Here is a 22,394-nt window from a genome sequence, read left to right as displayed (position 1 = left end):
ACCGGAAACAGTTATGTTCAATCAATATTGTTAACATTTTGTCACTTTTTAATTCGCTTAATACAGCCAAATAATGAGGGTATATTGTTCATCAAAAGTGGTATAGGAAACTGTGTTATTCGAGCCTTCCATGTAACCAAAAACATTCTGCTCTGTTATGAGATTTTTAATAAATTCGTCGTAAACTGCGCGGGTACTGCACTTAATTGTTACATTATTGCTACCATCTGAGTATCTTCTCTTAAAAAGTTCTCCAAGGGCACCAAAATCGTTCTCCGTGAAGTACTCTCCCTCCCTCACATAGTAGTTATTCCTCATTGATGTACAGTCCGGAACAGGAAGTGTCTCGGAGATGGTGTGGGTCTTATTTATATCCTGAGTTGTACAGCAAAGATATGTATAGTTAATAAGCGGCAGCTTTTGTGAGCTGTCCCCACCTGCCTCGAAGCGCTGATAGGATGAGTCTCCCCAGGTGGTATCAACGTAGGTATACTCTCCGTCCACAAGAACAAGATTCCATGCGTGTCCCACTCCTGCCACCTTACCGGTCACGAGGGTCGTAGGAATTCCAAGCTTATTAAGAAGATACTGCGTAGCCTTGGCATAGCCCTGACATACTGATCTTCCATATAAAAATACCGAGCAGATATTCTGGTTATCCGGAGCATCTGCGTCATATTCAGTGTTGGTTATGAGATAGTCATAGATGTACTTGACCTTGGTGTAGCCATCGACATTTGAGGGTACGCCGGCGAGACAGGTCTGCACATACTCATCTATCTTCTCCTGTCTTGCAGCGATCTGCTCAGCACTATAGATATAATTTCCGGTAAAGGAGATTTTCTTCAAAACTCCTGCCACAGTGTATCTGGTGTAGGTATAGCCATCCATGTAAAAAAACTCGGGATGATCGGCTAAGACAAACTGGCACACCACATCAAGAGTTTCCTCATCAAGAGTGGAAACCACTATATCCTCAGCCCTGTTCTGAATGATCTTATAGAGCTCTACATAGAGAGTCTTACCGTCATTTGTAAGGTGCTCATAGGCATAGTTGCCCTCCTGTGACTTCTTTATCTCGTCTATATCCACAGGAGAAAGGCCTATTTCTGCGCGCTGGTTTTGCTGGTAGGAATCACTGAAATAGGTGGTTGAATCCTTGCCCTTTTCCTCCTCAGTCTCCTCAACCTCCTTGCGTCTTCCGGTGCGTCCGGTCTCAATCTCTATCTGAGTAATAAGGTCATCGATTGCCTTGTTGACCTTATCTGCATCAAAAGCTGAGTCATCTGTGTTTTCACTTTCAGCAGCAGCCTCAGAAGTATCAGCTTCTGCGCTGCTATCTGCAGTAGCTGCTGCATCCGAAGGAGTGCTTTCCGATACATCTCCTGCAGCAGAGCTATCGCTATTATCAGTACTTATTGCATCAGCACTGTCTGTATCATCAGTCTTAGCTTCGCCTGACTCCTCTGTAGATGCAGCCTCACCAGCTCCCGATTTATCCTTTTTTCCAAAGCCAATCTTATCCCCATCATTAAGGAGATTATTGTCCTGGAAAAAATCAGACACGGAATCGTTCACACCACTGCAGGCTGTGAGCATCGTGCACATGCATAAAAATGCAAAAAAGACAGATGCTTTCCCTATTAAGTTTTTAAAACATCTGTCTTTCTTCATAGTTTAGTTCTTTCTGAATTCGCTAAGTGAGAGTCCCTTGTTTCTGTCAAGAACCATCTGCGGACTCCACTCGTTAATAAAGATAAGAAGCGGTCTTCCGTTCATATCCTTGATCTTCTTCATATCTGAAGTTCCAACAAGTGAATTCATGTCTACATCTTCATTGTCTACCCAACGTATATACTCATATGGTAACATATCCAGAATAATTTCGACATTATATTCATTCTGAAGTCTGAATTTAAGAACGTCAAACTGGAGGACACCGACAACTCCGACGATAATCTCCTCCATACCCATATTAAATTCCTGGAAAATCTGAATGGCACCTTCCTGCGCTATCTGCTCGATACCCTTAACGAACTGCTTACGCTTCATGGTATCAACCTGGCGTACTCTCGCGAAATGCTCGGGAGCGAAGGTCGGAATTCCTTCATATTTAACTGTGTCCTTAGGCATGCAAACCGTATCACCTATTGAAAAGATGCCGGGATCAAACACACCCATTATATCACCTGCATAAGCCTCACTTAAAATCTTACGCTCATCAGCCATAAGCTGCTGAGGCTGTGAAAGTCTGAACACTTTTCCTGACTGAACATGTTTAACTTCCTTATCTGCATCATATCTGCCTGAACAGATTCTCATGAATGCCACACGGTCTCTGTGAGCCTTATTCATGTTAGCCTGAATCTTGAATACGAAGGCTGTAAACTCATGATCCTTAGGATCAATAACTTCACCCTCTGAATCTGCTCTTCCACTGGGCGGTGTAGCCATCTGAAGGAAGTTGTGAAGGAAAAGCTCAACACCGAAGTTCTGGAGAGCTGATCCGAAGAATACAGGTGTAAGCTTACCTGCTCTAACCTCATCGAGGTTGAACTCAGCACCTGCTCCGTCCATAAGCTCGATCTCGCCCTCGAGATTCTCAAGAGCCTCCTCGCCGATAGTGGAAATGAGCTGATCTCTGTCATCCATAGGAATGATAGTCTCAGTTCCTTCCTTTGTTCCCTTCATAGTATCCTGGAAGGTAACGACATGCTTCTCTCTTCTGTCATAGATTCCCTTGAAGTTCTTACCTGAACCGATAGGAAGATTCATGGGACATGTAGCTATTCCAAGGTGGTCCTCGATATCGTCGAGAAGCTCATAGGTATCCATGGCATCTCTGTCGAGCTTGTTTATAAATGTAAAGATCGGAATGTGTCTCATTGTGCAGACCTTGAAAAGCTTCTTAGTCTGAGGCTCAACACCCTTACTTGCATCTATTACCATGACCGCTGAATCCGCAGCCATAAGTGTTCTATATGTATCCTCTGAGAAATCCTGGTGTCCGGGTGTATCAAGAATATTGATACAGCAGTCTTCGAAGTTAAACTGAAGAACTGATGATGTAACTGAAATACCACGCTGTTTCTCAATCTCCATCCAGTCAGATACTGCATGTCTGGCTGTAGCCTTACCCTTAACTGAACCTGCAAGGTTGATGGCTCCACCGTAAAGAAGGAACTTCTCTGTAAGTGTAGTCTTACCTGCATCAGGGTGGGATATAATCGCAAAAGTACGTCTCTTATTTATCTCTTCTGTAATCTGGTTGTTACTCATTTTAGACCTTTCTGAAAAACTCTAATACATAACTCTGCGCAAAGTAATACGCATCTTACCTATTTTAAGGAAAGATGCGTATAAAGTCAAATAAATCTTGCCTTCTCCCCTGGAGAGAAGCAACGGATGAGGACCTGTTACAGCATTGAAGTTCCTTCAAACTCCGGCTTAATTCCAAAGTAATCAAGCACTGTAGCTCCTATATCCGCAAAGGTACTTCTTGTTCCGCGGTTTCCGGTCTTAACATTCTTACCATACATGATGAAAGGAATGTACTCTCTTGTATGGTCCGTGGTCTTCTGATAGCTGGGATCACAGCCGTGGTCAGCTGTCATCATGATGATGTCATCATCCTTAAGCTTGGCAACCATCTCAGGGAGCTTGGTATCGAAGTAGTTAAGAGCCTTAGCATAACCGTCGATGTCTCTTCTGTGTCCATAAAGCATATCGAAGTCAACAAGGTTTACGAAGCAAAGGCCATCGAAATCCCTATCCATGTAAGCCAGAGTCTTATCAATGCCGTCTGCATTTCCTTCTGTAAATACAAACTCTGTAAGTCCTTTTCCTTCAAAGATATCACGAATCTTACCTACACCGAGGACATCCTTGCCTGCTGCCTTAAGCTGATCAAGCATGGTTGTCTTCGGAGGCTCAAGTGAGTAATCATGTCTGTGAGGTGTTCTTGTGTAGTTGCCGTTTGAACCAACAAAAGGTCTTGCAATTACACGGCCAACTCCAAGATCACCCTGAAGCATCTCTCTCGCGATGTGGCAGTACTCGTAAAGAGTCTCAAGCGGAACTACCTCCTCATGCGCTGCAATCTGGAACACACTGTCCGCTGATGTATAAACGATAAGGTCTCCGGTTTTTACATGCTCATCGCCGTAGTCGTTAATAACCTGAGTTCCTGAATAAGGCTTGTTGCAGATAACGCCACGTCCAACTCTCTTAGAAAAAGCATCAAGAAACTCCTGCGGAAATCCGTCAGGGAACTTCGGCATGGGCTTAGGTGAAATCACACCTGCGATCTCCCAGTGTCCGATGGTTGTATCCTTATCCTTACTTGCCTCCTGGCATCTTGCGAATGCTGCTGTAGGAGCATCTACTGCAGGTCTGCAGTCAACACCATCAATATTGAAAAGGCCCATAGCGCCCATGTTGGGCATATCAAAGTACTTGCTTGTAGCACAGGCTCTGATTGTGTTCACGTCAAAATCGCCGTACTCAGCTGCATCGGGCTCTTCGCCAATTCCAAAGCTATCTAAAACTATCAAGAATATTCTTCCCATAAAAGTATCCTCCTCTATAAACGCTAGTTTATGTCTTACTAAATGTTGTTGGATGTCCGTTTTTGTGATGTCGTGCAAAATACGCACGACAACAAAAAAGGCTCCTCTATAAACGCTAGTTTATATCTTACTAAATGTTGTCGGATGTCCGTTTTTGTGATGTCGTGCAAAATACGCACGACAACAAAAAAGGCTCCTAGGAATTAATTTAGAAAAGGGGACGCGAAGTCTCGCATCCCCTTTATTTTACCATATTTCGCCCTCATCCGTCAGCATAGCTGCCACCTGTCTCCGCTCCGCTTCGGTCCGCGCAGAACCGACGTCCACTGGACGTCGTGCGCCCCAGAGGGAGAAGGCGAGCTAAATAATTACTTCTGAGCTACATCCTTCATTGAGAATGAGATACGTCCCATGCGATCCTTGCCAAGACATACAACCTTAACCTCATCGCCAAGAGTAAGAACATCCTCAACGTGGTCGATACGCTCGTTAGCGATCTTGCTGATGTGAACCATTCCCTCTTTACCGGGAGCGAACTCAACGAATGCACCGAACTCCTTGATGCTTACAACTGTACCTGTGAAGATCTGGCCCTTCTCGAAGTCTGTTGTAATGATGTTGATCATGTCGATAGCCTTCTGCATCATATCCTTATCTTCGCCGCAGATGCTTACCTTACCGTCATCTGTGATGTCGATCTTAACGCCTGTGCGGTCGATGATCTCGTTGATAGTCTTACCTCTCTGACCTACAACATCACCAATCTTATCAGGATCGATCTCGATAGAGATGATCTTAGGAGCGTACTGGCTAACTTCCTTACGAGGCTCAGCGATTGCCTTGCTCATGCACTCATCCATGATGAAGAGACGAGCCTGACGGCACTGAGAAATAGCCTGCTCAACGATTGCCTTTGTAAGACCGTGGATCTTGATATCCATCTGGATAGCTGTGATACCTTCCTTAGTACCTGTTACCTTGAAGTCCATGTCTCCGAAGAAGTCCTCAAGACCCTGGATATCTGTAAGTACTACGAAATCGTCATCTGTATCGCCTGTTACAAGACCGCAGCTGATACCTGCAACCATCTTCTTGATCGGAACACCTGCTGCCATAAGTGACATACATGATGCACATGTGGAAGCCATTGATGTTGAACCGTTACTCTCAAATGTCTCTGATACGCAGCGGATAGCGTAAGGGAACTCTTCCTCTGAAGGAAGTACAGGGAGAAGCGCTCTCTCTGCAAGAGCTCCGTGACCGATCTCACGACGTCCGGGGCCTCTTGAAACCTTAGTCTCACCTACTGAGTAAGCAGGGAAATTGTACTGGTGGATATATCTCTTACCTGATACGTAAGGATCAAGTCCTTCAACCTTCTGCATCTCTGAAAGAGGAGCAAGAGTTGTAACGTCGCAGATCTGAGTCTGTCCACGAGTGAACATTGCACTACCGTGAACACGAGGAATAAGATCGATCTCAGCTGAAAGAGGACGGATCTGATCAAGTGCTCTTCCGTCAGGACGCTTGTGATCCTTGAGGATCATCTTACGTACAGTCTTCTTCTCATACTGATAAATAGCTTCGCCAAGGATTGCAAGCCACTCTTCGTTGTCAGCGAACTTCTCTTCAAGACGAGCAGTGATGTCAGCAATGTTAGCCTCTCTCTTCTGCTTCTCATCTGTGAATACCGCGTTCTCCATCTCTTCCTGAGGAACAACTTCCTTGATTGCATCAAAGAGCTCCTGAGGAACTGCACAGCTTGCATACTCGTGCTTCGGCTTACCAACCTCAGCTACGATGCCCTTAATAAACTCAATGAGCTTAAGGTTAACGTCGTGTGCAAGGTAGATAGCTTCCTTCATCTTCTCTTCAGGAATCTCGTTACATCCTGCCTCGATCATGATAACCTTCTGACCTACTGAAGCAACAGTAAGTCTCATATCACCCTTATCCCACTGCTCCTGAGAGGGATTAACAACGAACTCGCCATCGATGATACCGATCTGAGTCATTGCACAAGGGCCGTCAAAAGGAATGTCTGAAATAGAAACTGCAACTGAAGCACCAATCATAGCTACAAGCTCAGGACGGCACTGTGTGTCTACTGACATTACCATTGTCTCGATTGTTACATCATTTCTGTAATCCTTAGGGAAAAGAGGACGCATAGGTCTGTCGATAACACGGCTTGTGAGAATTGCATTCTCAGAAGGCTTACCCTCGCGCTTGTTAAATCCTCCGGGGAATTTTCCTACAGAATAGAACTTCTCACCGTACTCTACACTAAGAGGAAAGAAGTCGATTCCGTCCCTGGGCTTATCGGAAGCTGTTGCTGTACAAAGTACTGTTGTGTCGCCGTACTTCATGAATGCGCATCCGTTAGCCTGCTTACCAACTTTGCCGATCTCAATTGTAAGAGTTCTTCCGGCAAGTTCTGTTGAAAATGTTTTCATATTGTTCTCCTTCTCGCGCCATCCTCGGGCGCATTGTTATGTAAACTTATTAGTTATTACCTTTGTAATTTAAAAAAGTGGCAAATAAAGAAACAAGGCGGAATAAGCCGACTATTTCTAATCGGCATCCCCGCCCTATTATCCCTTAGGAAATTATTTTCTGAGTCCAAGATCAGCAATAAGCTTACGATACTTCTCAAGGTCGTTCTTCTTGAGGTATGAAAGAAGAGCACGTCTTCTACCTACCATCTTAAGAAGACCTCTTCTTGAGTGGTGATCCTTCGGATGTGTATTAAGGTGCTCGTTGAGCTCCTTGATTCTGGTTGTAAGAATAGCAACCTGAACCTCCGGTGAACCTGTGTCGCCAGCTTTTCTAGCGTACTGATTGATAACTTCTGTCTTCTTTTCCTTTGAAATCATGTTTCGTCTCCTTTTTGATTACAATTTGCCGTATACCAGGAAGCGGCTGGAGTACCATCATCCGAGTATCGGTAATAACAACATCGTTCCTCACATGAGAAACCAATTGATTTTAACATAGACAACTATGCTTGTAAAGCCTTGTGAACAGTTTCTTCTATTTACAGTAGATTATTAAATGCAATTTTGCTACAATTAAATAGTACATACGCTTAATTTTTCAGCTATTCACTCTTGTTTCTATATGAGAGGAGTCGGCACTATGTTAAAAAAATCATCCGATAAAAAGGACAACACTCTGATCGACGATTTCGGCATAATTCAGACTGGTAGTAAAAAAAGAACCTTCATCTTTGTCGCGCTATGCCGTATTCTGTCCATTCTACTAATAATCCTGGGCATCGTAACCATTCTCAATCCATAAGAAGGTGAATTCCATGAGCGAAACAAAAAGAAGAATCCACGAAGTTCTTGAAGCTTCACAGACAGGAGATGTCTCCTCCCGCGCATACGATCTGCTTATGACCACTACAGTAATTGTGGGCATGATTCCTCTTGTCATGAAAACCGAGAGCATGTATCAGCGACAGATCGATATCGCTACCTTTGTAATTTTCCTCATTGATTACGTCGCCAGAGTATATACCGCCGATTACAAGATGGGCTATAAAAGCATCAAGGCTTACATAGCCTATGTTTTCACACCGCTTGCCATAATCGACTTCCTTGCAATGCTTCCGATTCTGTATGTTCTTTTCCCTGTAAGCAGCACTCTGCGTCTTTTCAGACTGTTCAGAGCCTTCAGGGTAATCAAGCTCGTTCGCTATTCCAAGACCATGGTAGTAATCGCCAATGTTCTTCGAAAGGTCAGAAAGCAATTGGGCGCGGTTCTCATACTGATCGCCATTTATATTTTCATATCTGCCATGCTGGTGTTCCAGCTTGAGCCTGATCTGTTCGACACCTTCCTTGATGCTCTGTATTGGGCAACAATCTCTATTACAACCATAGGCTACGGAGACATATCTCCCACTACGACGCTGGCCCGCATAATAACCATGTTCTCCGCCCTTGTAGGAATGGCAGTCATCGCTCTTCCCACTGGTATAATCACCGCCGCTTATATGGATGAAATCAGAAGGAAAAAGTCCAAGTACGAGTTATAACATATCAAAGAAGTTTCTTCCTGCCTCAAGGTCAAGCGAAAGCTGACTCTGGAGGGCATCAACTCCGGAGAATTTCTGCTCTTTTCTGTGGAAGGTCAAAAGAGCTATCTCCAGATATTTTCCATATATATCATCATCGAAGTCGTAAATATAGGTTTCAACACTTACCTGTCCGTTATTGGAAACAGTAGGTCTGCAGCCTATATTTGTCATGCCGTGGTGCTTCTCCCCGTCTATTCTTACCTCTGAAAAATAGACTCCGTAGGGCGGAAGGCATTTCTCGTCGGGCGGAAGAAGATTAACTGTAGGAAAACCTATAGTCCTGCCAAGCTTCTTACCATGCTCAACAAAGCCGCCTACATAATAGGTCTCACCGAGGAGCTCTGCTGCTCTCTCCATCTCGGCTGCAACGATTTCTTCCTTAATAAAGCTGGAGCTGATATTTCTTCCAAACATCTGAAGCTTCTTAATGGCGTGTGTTCTATAGCCAAGCTCCGGTGCCAGCTTATTAAGAAGAGCAAAATCTCCTCTTCCCTTATAGCCATAGGAAAGATCGTCTCCTGCTGCGATATATGCAGCATGCATCTGGTCATGCAGAATTTTTCTTACAAAATCCTCCGGCATGGTATGTGCCGTCTCCGCATTCATGGGGAATTCCACCATAATATCGATACCAAGCTTTTCAAACTTTCTGCGCTTCTCATCCCTTGTAAGAAGCTGCGGCTGTTTCTTTTTAGAGAAAAATACAGCCGGCGGTGGATCAAAGGTGAATATGGTCGCCTTCATTCCCTGATCCTTTTTATCAAGTATATGATTAAGGAGCTTCTGATGACCCAGGTGCACGCCGTCAAACTTACCAATGGCGACAGCAGTAGGACCTTCTATATGAAATTGTGCGTCGCCTGAAATTATCTGCATTAGTATTATTTACCCTCTCTTCTCCCTATTAGGGAGAAGGCTTTATTGTTGTGTATAAAAAAACTTCTCAACCCTGAACTGCCCGGTTCTCTCGTCGCATTTGTAGATTCCGAAGAACGTTCCATCCTGCGAATATACTCTTACTCTTGTGCCGTCGGCATAGAGCTCCTGGGGCGCTACGAAGTCCTGCTCATCCTCGGGAGCTTCACTTACAAGATTCTCCACCCTGAAGCTGTTTCCGTTTTCAAGCATTCTTCTGAAATCATCCTTAACTATGCAATAATCAAGGTCCCTGAAAAGGCTCTCTGTTGAAGCAACAATCTCCTCTACTCTGCCCTGATCTCTAAGCTCTTCTATCTGATCAAGAGTGCGGGCTGTTTCAAGGTGGAAGCTTCCCACAGCAGTTCTTGTGAGGTGCTCCATTGCAGCACCACAGCCAAGTGCCTCTCCTATGTCATTACATAAGGTTCTGATGTAGGTACCCTTTGAGCACTTTACTTCCATAGTGAAAATATGCTCATCCTGAAGATGGGATTCGTCCAGAATTGTTATCGCCTCGATATTTATTCTTCGGGGCTTTCTCTCAACCTCTTTACCCTGTCTTGCAAGCTCGTATAATTTCTTGCCGTTTATTTTTATAGCGGAATACATAGGCGGAATCTGATCATATTCGCCCACAAACCTTTTTACAGCCTCGTGAAGCTGCTCGCTTGTGACATTAACCTCTTTTTCAGAAAGAACGCGTCCTGACATATCCTGAGTATCAGTTGTCACACCAAGTCTGCACACCGCAATATATTCTTTATCATGATCGGTCAGCATATCGCAAAGCTTAGTGCCGTTTCCTACACAAATAACAAGGACTCCAACCGCATCCGGGTCCAGAGTCCCTGTGTGTCCGATCTTTTTCATCTTTAAAATGCCACGGAGGCGCGCTACAACATCACTTGATGTATAGCCTGCCTCCTTGTAAACATTAATAAGTCCGTTATACATATAACCTCATTTAGCACTAACGCCCTTTAAATCTCTCTCGATATACTCAGAGAGACTGTTAATTATATCGTGCTGAGTTCCGTTCATTGTACAGCCCGCAGCTCTTGCATGGCCGCCGCCTCCGAACAGCTCTGCTATCTTGGCAACATTTACCTTGCCCTTTGATCTGAGACTCACCTTGTACTCAAGGCTTCCGATCTCATACATGAAAATTGCACACTCAGTTCCCTTTGTCAAAAGAAGCTGGCTCACGATTCCATCAAGATCACTGGATGTAACCTGATAGAAATCCATGGTCTGTCTTGATACAACGCTGACGATGCAGTCACCGTGCATAATGCGCATGCTCTCAAGAAGTGCTCTTCCAAGAATCTGATTCTGCACATAGGTCTTTTCATAAAATACCTGATCAATGAGTTCGCCGAACTCAAAGCCATAACTGATAAGATCAGCTGCAACCTTCATGGTGTTGGGTGAAGTGTTTGAATACTTAAACACTCCGGTATCTGTAATGATACCCATGTAAATTGCCTTGGCAATATCTGCGTCAAGCTTTTCACTGTCCATGCAGTTGTACACAAGCTCTGATGCGGAGCTTGCGGTGGGAACGATATAGTTCTCATCACCTGTTCCCTGATTGCTTATGTGATGATCGATATTAACTGTTTTCTTAGCTGCATCAAAGAGCTTCTCAGCATTTCCAAGTCTCTCTTTTCCGCAATCAAGCGCAAAGAAAACATCATAGCTGTCTACATCTGTCGTATACTCAGTATTAACCTCATCTATAGCAGCTATAACTTTGTAGCTGTCGGGGATATTTTCAAGGAAAACATCCACCTTAAGCTCCGGGTAATTCTTTTTCAAATAGAGATATAATGCCATGTTGGAGCCTATACAGTCTCCATCTGGACGGATATGTCCGCTTATGGCTACAGTTTTTGCTCCTTTTACCAGTTCATCAATTCTCATTATAATTCCTCATCTGAATCGGAAATATCTTCGTCAGTTTCGCCTCTGGCTGCCTTTGCAGCTGCATCCTTGGCTGCGACCTCGTCGATTTTCTTGGACATATTGATCGCATACTCGATGGAATCGTCCATGATAAATCTGAGCTCAGGTGTGTTGCGCATGTTAAGTTCCTTGGCAACTGTGCTTCTGATATAGCCGGCAGCTGATTTTAAGCCCTCCTCCGTGCGGAGTCTGTCTTCATCGTTACCCATAACAGACACCCACACCTTGCAGGTCTTAAGATCCGGAGCAACCTCAACATCCATTACAGATGTCATGGGGCTGATCCTGGGATCCTTGCTGAATCTGATAGCCTCAGATATAACCTTCATAACTTCGCCGTTAATGCGAATATTCTTTATACTGTTTTTTCTCATATTGTGCTCCTTAGTACCGTTGAAAAAGTACCGGCTGCATTCTGTTTATTCTGATTAGTTCTTTTTGTCAAGCTTCTCACGGGGTATCTCAACCATGATATAAGCTTCAACTACGTCGCCTACATTGATTGAATCAAAGCCCTCGAATACAAGACCACACTCATATCCGTCCTTAACTTCCTTAACGTCATCCTTGAAGCGCTTAAGTGAAGCAAGGTCACCCTCGAAGATCTGCTCACCATCTCTGCTGATACGAACCTTACAATCCTTCTGGATCATACCGTCAGTTACGATTGCACCTGCGATGTTACCGAGCTTGGAAGCCTTGAACAGCTGACGAATCTCAGCATGTCCGATAACCTTCTCCTCGTAAACAGGAGCAAGCATACCCTTCATGGCATATTCAACATCCTCGATTGCCTGGTAGATAACCTTGTAAAGCTTGATCTCAACGCCTTCGTGCTCAGCAGTACTCTTAGCTACAGCATCGGGACGAACATCGAAACCGATGATGATAGCATTTGAAGCAGCAGCCAGTGATACGTCAGACTCTGTGATCGCACCAACACCGCCGTGAATAACCTTTACAACAACCTCATCGTTAGAGAGCTTAAGAAGACTTGCCTTAAGTGCTTCTACACTACCCTGAACGTCAGCCTTGATGATAAGGTCAAGCTCCTTGAGCTTACCTTCCTCAATCTTGGAGTAGAGCTCATCAAGAGACATCTTAGCCTTTGTCTCTTCGATAAGATCCTTCTTCTGCTGCTGGAGGTATGTATTAGCATACTGCTTAGCTTCCTTATCGCTCTGGTGTCCAAGGAATACCTCACCTGCTCCGGGTACATCTGAAAGACCAAGAATCTCAACGGGCTGTGAAGGACGAGCCTCTTTAAGTCTCTTACCCTTGTCATCTATCATTGCACGAACCTTACCTGAGCAAGCACCTGCAGAAATGAAATCACCAACATGAAGTGTTCCCTTCTGTACAAGTACGTTAGCAACAGGCCCACGGCCCTTATCAAGCTTAGCCTCGAGGACAAGACCTCTTGCCTCACGGTTCGCATTAGCCTTAAGCTCAAGAATATCTGCTGTAATAAGGATTGTATCAAGAAGTACATCCATGCCTTCGCCAGTCTTAGCTGAAACGGGAACAAACTCTGTTGATCCGCCCCAATCTGTAGCGATAAGGCCGTACTCTGTCATCTCCTGCTTAACTCTGTCAACGTTAGCGCTAGGCTTATCGATCTTGTTTACAGCAACGATAATTTCAACACCTGCAGCCTTAGCGTGGTTGATAGCTTCGATTGTCTGAGGCATTACACCGTCATCAGCTGCAACTACGAGAACTGCGATATCTGTAGAGTTAGCACCACGCATACGCATAGCGGTGAAAGCTTCGTGTCCGGGTGTATCAAGGAAGGTGATCTTTCTATCCTGAACCTTGATCTGGTAAGCACCGATACGCTGTGTAATACCGCCTGCTTCCTTGTCAGTTACGCTTGTGTCACGGATAGCATCAAGAAGTGATGTCTTACCATGGTCAACGTGACCCATTACGCAGACTACCGGAGGTCTGGGAGTAAGAAGGCTCTCATCCTCCTCTTCCTCCTTAAGAAGCTCTTCGATAACGTCTACCTGAACTTCCTTCTCACAGATGATATCGTAATCAATTGCAATGTTCTCAGCATCTTCGTATGAGAGCTCAGAATTAACTGTCACAATCTGTCCAGCCATGAAAAGCTTCTTAATGATAGCTGAAGGCTGAAGCTTCATCTTATCAGCAAGCTCTTTGATAGTAAGCTTCTCGGGGATTGTGATAACCTTGATCTGCTCCTCGGGCTCCTCTACCTTCTTAACCTCAGGCTTAATGAAACGACCAACCCTCTTACTTCTGGGCATCATCTCTTCATTCTCTTCATAGATATGATCCTTCTTGGATCTCTTATCCTTATCCTGAGTAGAGCGTCTCTTACCTTCGCCCTTACCGCCTTCATTTATAGGAGCTGCATCAAAGCCGCCTCTGTCCTTGCTCTTGGAGAAGTCCTTACCTTTTCCGCCCTGAGGACGATCATTGCCGGGTCTTCCCTGAGGTCCCTGTCCGGGTCTTGCTCCGCCAGCACCCTGACGAACGTTACCCTGACCTGCTCTGCCTCTGTCATTCTGAGAGCCTCTCTTGAGCTGTCCGCCCTGCTCTCTGTTATCTCTGTTGTCTCTGTTGTCCCTGTTGTCTCTGTTGTCTCTGTTGTCCCTGTTGTCTCTGTTGTCGTTCCTGCGGTTCTCTGTAGCACGGTTATCTCTCTGCTCTCTCTGAGGTGCAGCTGCAGCCTTAGGTGCTGCAGGTGCCTGAGCAGGAGCTGCAGGCTTCTTAGCGGGCTCAGTCTTGGGAGCTGTCTCTGCAGCCTTAACAGGCTTCTGAGGTGTCTCCTGATACTTCGGGATCTCTGTATTATATGACTCAAGCTGTGAAGGAGCTGTCAAAGGCTTGATAGGATGATACACATTCTGTGAACGGGCAAATGTTCCCTGCTTCTGTCCTCCACGGTTGTCGCGGTTCTGATTATGATTCTGGTTCTTGTTCTGTCCGCCACGATTTGCGTTATTCTGTCCATGGAAATTGCCGCTCTTGGAATTGTTAGGGTTTGTTACAAAGATGATATTCTTCTTCTTTTTAACAGCGCCATCTCCCTCGGGCTTTTTCTTCATGGGCTTCTTATCTCCCTTTTTATCATCGGACTCGGGAGCTGTCTTGGACTTTTCCTCCTTAGCAGGAGCATCTGACTTGCTCTCGGTTTTCGCATCGGCTTTGCCGCTTCCGAAGTGTTTTCTTACCTTCTCCGCATCCTCATCTTCAACGGAACTTGTTGATCTTTTTGCAGCTTCAACACCCTGATCATGCAGGTATGTTATAAGCTCCTTACTTTCAACACCAAGCTCCGAAGCGAGTTCGGATATTTTAATTTTCGACATTCGTATTTCCTCCGTACTATTCATCTACGCGTAAGTTCTTCTGAAAGCTTTTTGCAAATCCGTCGTCCGTGATCGCAATACTCGTTCGAACTTCCTTGCCGATCGCATGTCCCAGTTTTTCCTTATCCCCAAACATGTAAAACGGCACTTCATAATAATCACATTTATCCCGGAATTTTTTGCTTGTATTCTCTGAGGCATCATTACTTACGATAACCAGACAAGCCTTTCCGCCTTTTATGGCATTCTCAACTGAGAACTCACCGCTCACCAGTTTTCCTGCCTTTTGACATAAGCCGAGCAGAGAATAAATTCTATTTTCATCCATTTATCTCAAGCTCCTTCTTCAACTGTTCCAGAGTCTCCTCCGGAATTACAACCTTAAGTGATCTCTCAAGGCCTCTTTTCTTTATTGCCTTTTCCAGGCATTTGCTATCCTTGCATACATAAGCGCCTCTTCCGTTGGCACGTCCCGAAGGATCAAGATGAATCTCTCCCTCAGTATCCCGGATCACGCGGATAAGCATTGCTTTTTCCTTGCTCTCTCCGCAGCCGACGCATTTTCGCATAGGTTTCTTTTTTTCCATAGCCATCCTTTTAACTGACCTTCATTGCAGAATCTGGATTACTCTTCGTCCTCAGCAGCCTCAGCATCTTCCTCAGCCTCGTACTCCTCTTCAGTGTACTCTTCCTCGGAATACTCGCCCTCTTCGAACTCTTCACCCTCTTCGTACTCTTCGCCTTCGTAATCTTCCTCGTCATCCATGTAGTCCTCGATACGGAATCCGGGAGCATCCTTAGCCTGGGTCTCACTCTTAATGTCAATCTTGTAGCCTGTAAGACGAGCTGCAAGTCTTGCGTTCTGTCCTTCCTTACCGATAGCAAGTGAAAGCTGGTAATCAGGAACTACTACCTTTGCGCTCTTTTCATCAGGATCAGCGAAAACTGCAACGATCTTAGCAGGTGAAAGAGCATTCTGAATAAGGTTACCGGGGTTCTCATCCCAGTTAACGATATCAATCTTCTCGCCGTTAAGCTCATCAACGATAAGGTTAACTCTGCTTCCGTTGATACCTACACAAGCACCTACCGCATCAACGTTAGGATTGTTGGAGTAAACAGCAATCTTGGTACGGTTTCCTGCCTCACGGGCAATGCTCTTAATCTCAACTGTACCATCCTGGATCTCAGCAACCTCCTGCTCGAAAAGTCTCTTAACAAGATCAGGGTGTGTACGTGATACAAGGATTCTGGGTCCCTTGTTTCCGTTTCTAACCTCAAGGATATATACCTTAATACGCTCTGTGGGGCGATAGTGCTCAGTCTTAACCTGCTCGTTCTCATTGAGCATTGCATCTGCCTTACCAAGGTTGATGCTGATATTCTTACCAATGAATCTCTGAATCACACCTGTAACGATGTCGTGCTCGTGCTCATAATATTCGCTGTAGATAGCATCCTTCTCCTCCTCGCGGATCTTCTGAAGGATAACGTTCTTGGCATTCTGAGTTGCGATACGGCCGAACTCCTTGGAATTAAGTGAAACAGGCACGATATCACCGATCTGAGCCTTAGGATCGATCTTGTGTGCATCATCAAGACAGATCTCAAGAAGAGGATCCATTACATCGTCCTCAAACTCGACTACCTCTTTATCAGCAAAACATCTGAAATCGCAAGTATCACGATCAACTTCAACGCGGATGTTCTCTGCTCTGCCAAAGTTATTCTTGCAGGCAGTGATAAGGGAATTCTCGATTGCATCGAACAGTGAATCTCTGCTGATGTTCTTCTCCTTTTCAAGTAAATCGAGTGCGTCCATCAATTCTTTACTCATAGTATTTTTTCTCCTTGATCTATGAAAGTTTATCAATTAACCATTTTTATAAAAACATTGGATCCGTATTAGAAATCCAACGTAAGCTTAACGCTTGAAATTTCTTTTCTAATAAAAGTGATGTCGTTGCCGGCATTCTCTATGGTAATGCTGTCGGCATCGAAGCTCTTAAGCTTGCCGGTGAACTCCTTGGTTCCGTCCATAGCCTTGTAAAGCTTCACATCAACGTCCTGTCCAAGGCTGTTCTCAAAATGTCTGTCCTTTTTAAGCTGTCTGCCCAGTCCCGGGCTGCTGACCTCCAGGGTGTATGCTTCCTCGATGAAATCGTGCGCATCAAGTGCATCTGAAAGTGCATGGCTTACGTCGACACATTTGTTGATATCAACACCGCCGTCCCTGTCAATGTATGCCCTTAAATACCACTCGCCCGCTTCCTTGACGAATTCCACATCATAGATGCGAACCTCGTTCTGCTCCGCGATAGGCTTAAGAAGGGCTTCTGTCTTGTTTTCGATCTCTTCTCTTCTTGACATTGCAGTCCTCTCAATATAAAAACAATTACGAAATGTCATAGAAAAAGTGGGCTCTTGCAAGCCCACTTTCAGTCTGTTCTATTTTTAGTTACATCTGTAATATAGCACCACAGGTGCATTTCGTCAACCCCCCAGAGGGTTAAAACAGGCATCTCGCCTTAAACTGCCGGTTATCGGTCGCAAAAAAAGCCTTTATTTACAGTTTTTTTATAAATTCATCATAGGCTTAACGGTTCTCTCAACGGCTCTGAGCATCGCATAGGTAATGAATGTATCGATGGGAAGCATGATCGCGTTCTTTAAGATTCTTCCGGGAAGCATTACCATGATAGCCTGATCGTAAAGGATCTTGAGCCAGAGTGAATTAAGGCCCACATTTACAAAAACGCTTACGATAAGGTGAGCGATAAATACTCTTACCAGTGATATCTTCTTCTTATAAAAAGCGAAGCCGTAGATTATTCCGCCAAGGGCTGCACTTATTGTAAAGCCAGGGAAGAAATCTCCTGTAGGCTTGATGAACCACTTAATGATATCAAGTGCCGCACCGAAAATAGCTCCAACCGCAGGTCCAAAGAGACAATCCACTACCTGATTGGGAAGGCCTGAAAAGCCGATGCGGATGTACTGTCCGATATTGATGGTTGCCACATAGCCGAGAACTACTGCTATCGCTGCCATCATTCCACAGAACACCACGTTCCTGAGCTTCTTGAACTCAGCAAGAGAGCCCATCCATCTGTTTACATTGATACTGCCGTTTACTTCTGCTGTTACATTTTTCTGCATAAAAAACACCTCCTATGCATTCCACGGTATGCACAAGGAGGTGTATGAATTCATAACACGTTCAATATGCTACAGTGGGAACCGAATCCGACATCGCGGTTGCCCTTCGTCCGTCTGGCAGTCCCTGTCCAGATGGCACTTAAGAAATTGCAACGAATACTTCTGCAATTCCTAACGCATCGAATTCTACTCTGCTTTTTGTTAGTTACGAATTTTATTATAACGATACTTTTCTTATCGTCAATAACATTTTATAAAATTAAATTATTTTATCAAAAGTTTCAGCAAGTGCAGGATAGATTGTCTTGAACTGCTGATATCTTGCTTCATACTTAGCAACGAGCTCAGGATCGGGCTTCTCTGTCTTATCAACCTTAACGATTGCTGCAGCTGCTTCCTCTACACTCTTGTATGCGCCACATGCTACCATTGCGAGCATAGCGCCGCCCATTCCTGGGCCTTCCTCACATGCGGGAACATCTACTTCTATATTAAGAATGTTCGCGATCATCTTTCTCCAGAGAGGACTCTTGGCACCACCACCGCAGATCATTGTGCGCTCAGGCTTAACACCGATGCTCTTAGCAACTTCATACATATCTCTTGTAGCAAAAGCAACGCCCTCAAGAACTGCCTGGCTCATGTCATCTCTTGTGGTATCCATTGTGATACCTGTGAAGGTTGCGCGGGCATTCGGGTTGTTCCAGGGAGATCTCTCACCCATGAGGTACGGAAGGAAGAACACATGATTCTCACCAAGCTTCTGAATACGGCTCTGCTCTCCTGCGTAATCCTTGGTATTAAGGATGCCATCCATCCACCACTTGTTGCAGCTTGCAGCGCTGAGCATGCATCCCATAAGATGGAAGCTTCCATCTGCATGGTCAAATGAGTGAAGTGCATTATTACTGTCTACTGCGAAATTCTTGGAAGACATGAAAATAGTTCCGCTTGTTCCAAGTGAGATATTACATCTGTTGTCGCCTACAGTTCCTGTTCCAACTGCAGCTGCTGCGTTATCGCCAGCGCCTGCTGCTATAACTACACCGCTGTTAAGTCCAAGCTCTGCTGTAAGCTCAGGATTAAGCTCACCAACCTTCTCATAGCTCTCATAGAGCTTAGGAAGCATATCTGTTGTGATGTCGCAAAGCTTGCACATTTCCTCAGACCACTTGTGGTTCTTAACGTCAAGAAGGAGCATTCCTGATGCATCAGAATAGTCTGTGCAGAAGGTTCCTGAAAACTTATATGCAAGATAATCCTTGGGAAGCATTATCTTCTTGATCTTCTTGAAGTTCTCAGGCTCATTTTCCTTAACCCAAAGGATCTTGGGTGCTGTAAAGCCTGCGAATGCTATATTAGCAGTGTACTCAGAGAGCTTATCCTTACCGATCTCGTTATTGAGATAATCAACCTGCTTCTGAGTTCTTCCGTCGTTCCAAAGAATTGCAGGACGGATAACATTATCATTCTCATCGAGAATTACAAGTCCGTGCATCTGACCGCCAAAGCTGATACCTGCTACCTGAGACTTATCTACGTCCTTAAGAACTTCCTTAAGTCCCTCTACTGCCTGAGCATACCAGTCCTCGGGCTTCTGCTCTGACCAGCCGGGATGAGGGAAATATAAAGGATATTCCTTTGTAGCTGTGCCATGAATTTTGCCTGTCTCATCCATGAGAACAAGCTTTACTGATGATGTTCCTAAATCCACACCTATATAAAGCATATACAACCTCCCATTTACATTATTTGTTTTTGCTTTTTATTTTCTTTTATAGACCATAAAGTCACAATGATAATTATAAATGTTTTTTATAAGAGGTGCATCATACTTTTTGCTCTTTAATCACTAATTATTGCAGATTGGTTGGGCTTCTGTTAGGTTCTTTCAACAAATCAGCCTTATGCTACGTGTATACTAATTGTTTATATCTTTTTACGCGAAGGTTTATGCCATCGCGCGAGCACGGCTACGCGCATTACTTTGGATTTGTGTAGTTTAACGCGTAGCATTCCCCCTTGGATAGGGTCTAGGCTACGTGTATTACTTTGGTTTTAGGTAGCTAAACGCGTAGTGTTTCCCCTTAGATAGAATCCAATCTACGCGTATTGCTTGGATTTTGCGTAGTTTAACGCGTAGAACTTCCGCTTTTGAATGGATCAGGCTACGCGCATTACTCCGATTTTTGTGCTCTTTTCGCGTAATGACACCATATATGGTGCCCGTATGTTGGCATATATTCCCCTATATTATGGCATTTAACCTGGCATTTATTTAAGAAGTTAAATTTTTTTCAAAAAAGGCTTGCAATTATTCCGGAAATATAATAGTATAAACAAGCTGTCGCAAGACAAGCAGATAAATATGGCTCGTTGGTCAAGCGGCTAAGACGCTGCCCTCTCACGGCAGAATCAGCGGTTCGATTCCGCTACGAGCTACTGACTGTGTAAACAGCCCAACCCTATATCCCAAGTCACAATTGTGATTTGGGTTTTTTATTATAAAAAATCATTTAAAAAGAGAAGTCACGACTTCTCTTTTCAGACTGTAGACAAAGTCCACGGCACTTGCCGTGGATTTTTCTTTATAAAAGTGCCGTAACGCTAGTATTTATCTGGGTTTAAGGCACTTTTTCTGATATAATAGAAGTATCAAAGTTGGGGATGGGGATTACCTTTATGATGACTTCTAATACCGAAAGAAAACGTGAACAGATGCAGTTTGTAAGCATGGATGACTTGGTACCACAGGATCACATGCTCAGACTTATTGATAAAGCTATAGACTGGTCATTCATATATGATCTTGTTGAAGATAAGTATTCTCCTGATATGGGCAGACCAAGTATGGATCCTGTCACTCTCATAAAAATCCCACTCATTCAGTATCTGTACGGAATCAAAAGTATGCGACAGACAATTAAGGAAATCGAAGTAAATGTTGCATACAGATGGTTTCTTGGATTGGAACTTAACGAACCGGTTCCCCACTTCTCAACATTCGGAAAGAACTATACAAGACGTTTTAAAGGCACAGGACTTTTTGATCAGATATTTGAGCATATCCTTGAGGATTGTTACCGTTTTAAACTTGTTGATCCTACTGCTGTATTTGTAGATGCTACTCATGTTAAGGCACGAGCCAATAACAGAAAGATGTACCACAAGCTTGCCAAACAAGAAGCTCTGTTCTATGAAGAAATGCTTATGAAAGAGATAAATGAAGACAGAGCTGAGCACGGGAAAAAGCCTCTTAAAGATAAAGATGATGACAACGATAAAGGAGCTGGTGGGCACGATGATTTCAGAGATTTCACTGATGATGTTCCAAAAGACACAAAGAAAGTAAGGTGCAGCACTACCGATCCTGAGAGTGGATGGTTCCGCAAAGGTGAACATAAAAATGTCTTTGCATACGGAATAGAAACTGCATGCGATAAAAATGGATGGATCCTTGATTACACAGTTAATCCAGGCAACGAACACGACAGTCGCACATTCAAAGGACTCTACGATAAGATTAAGGATATAGGTATTGAGACCATCGTTGCAGATGCTGGATATAAAACGCCGGCCATAGCAAAGCTACTTATAGATGATGGAATCAAGCCGCTTCTTCCCTATAAAAGGCCAATGACAAAGAAGGGGTTTTTTAAGAAATCCGAGTTTGCATACGATGAGTACAATGATTGCTATATTTGCCCTAACGATCAAGTTCTTGAGTACTCAACAACAAACCGTGATGGATACAGGGAATACAAGAGCTGCGGAAAGGTTTGTGAAGGCTGTCCATACCTTGAGCAATGTACACTTAGCAAGAACCATGTAAAGATTGTTACCCGTCATATCTGGGAAGACTACATGGAAGAATGTGAGGATATCAGGTACACCGAAGGAATGAAGGATCTCTATTCTCACAGAAAAGAAACAATAGAGAGAATCTTTGGAACAGCCAAAGAAAACCATGGATTCAGATATACACAAATGTATGGCAAGGCGCGGATGGAAATGAAGGTCGCGCTTACCTTTGCGTGTATGAATCTGAAAAAACTTGCAAGAATCAAACATGAATGGCGGATAGAAATGGCTTAATAGAGGCCATTTCTATCCCAATTTTCAGGATAATCCACATAAAAGAAAAGTGGTTTTGAGAGTACAGCTCTCAAAACCACTTTGTCTACAGTCTGAAAAGAGAAGTCACGACTTCTCTTTTTATGTTGAAGAGGTTATCCCCCATCTTTTCGTTATTCAATGGAAAATTCAAATTCTACATCCTTTGCTTTACTTGAAGAAATATAGAATTCTATGTACAAAACATTTCTTTTATGACAGGAAACAACTACATTTCATTTCTTA

18 protein-coding genes, 1 tRNA gene, 1 pseudogene and 1 riboswitch are annotated in these 22,394 nt (G+C 44.1%); of the genes and pseudogenes, 4 read left to right on the top strand and 16 right to left on the bottom strand.

The features are described from left to right. Nucleotides 1-57 precede the first annotated feature (57 nt). The 5 genes from G587_RS24740 to rpsO all read right to left on the bottom strand — a co-directional run bounded on the left by G587_RS24740 (nucleotide 58) and on the right by rpsO (nucleotide 7,444). Nucleotides 58-1,674 (bottom strand): transglutaminase domain-containing protein, encoded by a 1,617-nt coding sequence (locus G587_RS24740; RefSeq protein WP_051201144.1) that lies wholly within the window; start codon nucleotides 1,672-1,674, stop codon nucleotides 58-60. 3 nt (nucleotides 1,675-1,677) lie between these two features. Continuing rightward, nucleotides 1,678-3,279, bottom strand: a complete 1,602-nt coding sequence (locus tag G587_RS0118100) for a peptide chain release factor 3 (protein ID WP_026493390.1) — start codon at nucleotides 3,277-3,279, stop codon at nucleotides 1,678-1,680. A 137-nt stretch (nucleotides 3,280-3,416) separates the two neighbouring features. After that, entirely contained in the window at nucleotides 3,417-4,568 is a 1,152-nt protein-coding gene (locus tag G587_RS0118095) for a phosphopentomutase (protein ID WP_026493389.1), read from the bottom strand. A gap of 368 nt (nucleotides 4,569-4,936) precedes the next feature. Beyond that, nucleotides 4,937-7,024 (bottom strand): polyribonucleotide nucleotidyltransferase, encoded by a 2,088-nt coding sequence (locus G587_RS0118090; RefSeq protein WP_026493388.1) that lies wholly within the window; start codon nucleotides 7,022-7,024, stop codon nucleotides 4,937-4,939. Between the two features lie 153 nt (nucleotides 7,025-7,177). Beyond that, nucleotides 7,178-7,444 carry a 30S ribosomal protein S15 gene (rpsO, locus tag G587_RS0118085; RefSeq protein WP_026493387.1) on the bottom strand — a complete coding sequence of 89 codons (267 nt, stop codon included), beginning with the start codon at nucleotides 7,442-7,444 and terminating at the stop codon, nucleotides 7,178-7,180. A gap of 262 nt (nucleotides 7,445-7,706) precedes the next feature. Here rpsO and G587_RS25660 point away from each other — a divergent pair, with 262 nt between their 5' ends. Together G587_RS25660 and G587_RS0118075 are read left to right on the top strand one after the other, a co-directional pair. Beyond that, nucleotides 7,707-7,868 (top strand): hypothetical protein, encoded by a 162-nt coding sequence (locus G587_RS25660; protein ID WP_155829614.1) that lies wholly within the window; start codon nucleotides 7,707-7,709, stop codon nucleotides 7,866-7,868. Between the two features lie 13 nt (nucleotides 7,869-7,881). Then, nucleotides 7,882-8,610: an ion transporter gene (locus G587_RS0118075; RefSeq protein WP_035787261.1), complete on the top strand. Its 729-nt coding sequence runs from the start codon at nucleotides 7,882-7,884 to the stop codon at nucleotides 8,608-8,610. Here the strand turns inward: G587_RS0118075 and ribF are convergent. The 11 genes from ribF to xylB all read right to left on the bottom strand — a co-directional run bounded on the left by ribF (nucleotide 8,605) and on the right by xylB (nucleotide 19,764). Beyond that, nucleotides 8,605-9,528 carry a riboflavin biosynthesis protein RibF gene (gene ribF, locus G587_RS0118070; protein ID WP_026493385.1) on the bottom strand — a complete coding sequence of 308 codons (924 nt, stop codon included), beginning with the start codon at nucleotides 9,526-9,528 and terminating at the stop codon, nucleotides 8,605-8,607. The genes G587_RS0118075 and ribF overlap by 6 nt on opposite strands. Before the next feature lie 42 nt (nucleotides 9,529-9,570). Beyond that, nucleotides 9,571-10,524 (bottom strand): tRNA pseudouridine(55) synthase TruB, encoded by a 954-nt coding sequence (gene truB, locus G587_RS0118065; protein WP_026493384.1) that lies wholly within the window; start codon nucleotides 10,522-10,524, stop codon nucleotides 9,571-9,573. A 6-nt stretch (nucleotides 10,525-10,530) separates the two neighbouring features. Further along, complete coding sequence (locus G587_RS0118060; RefSeq protein ID WP_026493383.1) at nucleotides 10,531-11,493, bottom strand: DHH family phosphoesterase; 963 nt, start codon at nucleotides 11,491-11,493, stop codon at nucleotides 10,531-10,533. Continuing rightward, nucleotides 11,493-11,909, bottom strand: coding sequence for a 30S ribosome-binding factor RbfA (rbfA, locus tag G587_RS0118055; protein ID WP_026493382.1), 417 nt, complete (start codon nucleotides 11,907-11,909; stop codon nucleotides 11,493-11,495). The genes G587_RS0118060 and rbfA overlap by 1 nt, the downstream gene beginning before the upstream one ends. A 54-nt stretch (nucleotides 11,910-11,963) precedes the next feature. Then, nucleotides 11,964-14,876, bottom strand: a complete 2,913-nt coding sequence (gene infB / locus G587_RS0118050; RefSeq protein WP_081679516.1) for a translation initiation factor IF-2 — start codon at nucleotides 14,874-14,876, stop codon at nucleotides 11,964-11,966. Nucleotides 14,877-14,892: 16 nt separating this feature from the next. Further along, nucleotides 14,893-15,204 (bottom strand): L7Ae/L30e/S12e/Gadd45 family ribosomal protein, encoded by a 312-nt coding sequence (locus G587_RS0118045; protein WP_026493380.1) that lies wholly within the window; start codon nucleotides 15,202-15,204, stop codon nucleotides 14,893-14,895. After that, a complete protein-coding gene (gene rnpM / locus G587_RS0118040; protein ID WP_330364525.1) occupies nucleotides 15,197-15,463 on the bottom strand; it encodes an RNase P modulator RnpM in 267 nt (88 codons plus the stop codon). The genes G587_RS0118045 and rnpM overlap by 8 nt, the downstream gene beginning before the upstream one ends. A gap of 38 nt (nucleotides 15,464-15,501) precedes the next feature. Then, complete coding sequence (nusA, locus tag G587_RS0118035; protein WP_026493378.1) at nucleotides 15,502-16,713, bottom strand: transcription termination factor NusA; 1,212 nt, start codon at nucleotides 16,711-16,713, stop codon at nucleotides 15,502-15,504. A gap of 68 nt (nucleotides 16,714-16,781) precedes the next feature. After that, nucleotides 16,782-17,246 carry a ribosome maturation factor RimP gene (gene rimP / locus G587_RS0118030; protein WP_026493377.1) on the bottom strand — a complete coding sequence of 155 codons (465 nt, stop codon included), beginning with the start codon at nucleotides 17,244-17,246 and terminating at the stop codon, nucleotides 16,782-16,784. 207 nt (nucleotides 17,247-17,453) lie between these two features. Next, nucleotides 17,454-18,035, bottom strand: coding sequence for a folate family ECF transporter S component (locus G587_RS0118025; RefSeq protein WP_026493376.1), 582 nt, complete (start codon nucleotides 18,033-18,035; stop codon nucleotides 17,454-17,456). Between the two features lie 70 nt (nucleotides 18,036-18,105). Further along, nucleotides 18,106-18,231, bottom strand: a riboswitch (THF riboswitch). Nucleotides 18,232-18,294: 63 nt separating this feature from the next. Continuing rightward, complete coding sequence (gene xylB / locus G587_RS0118020; RefSeq protein WP_026493375.1) at nucleotides 18,295-19,764, bottom strand: xylulokinase; 1,470 nt, start codon at nucleotides 19,762-19,764, stop codon at nucleotides 18,295-18,297. 641 nt (nucleotides 19,765-20,405) lie between these two features. Between xylB and G587_RS0118015 the strand changes: the two genes are divergently transcribed. Further along, nucleotides 20,406-20,477, top strand: a tRNA-Glu gene (locus G587_RS0118015). A 240-nt stretch (nucleotides 20,478-20,717) separates the two neighbouring features. Then, a pseudogene (locus G587_RS23490) lies at nucleotides 20,718-22,112 on the top strand (IS1182 family transposase); the annotation flags it as partial. Between the last annotated feature and the right edge of the window lie 282 nt (nucleotides 22,113-22,394).

Source organism: Butyrivibrio sp. XPD2002 (assembly GCF_000423945.1).
In the GTDB taxonomy this organism is placed as follows: domain Bacteria; phylum Bacillota; class Clostridia; order Lachnospirales; family Lachnospiraceae; genus Butyrivibrio.
Note: the sequence above shows the minus strand (reverse complement) of the source record. Positions and strands in the feature narration are given on the sequence as shown.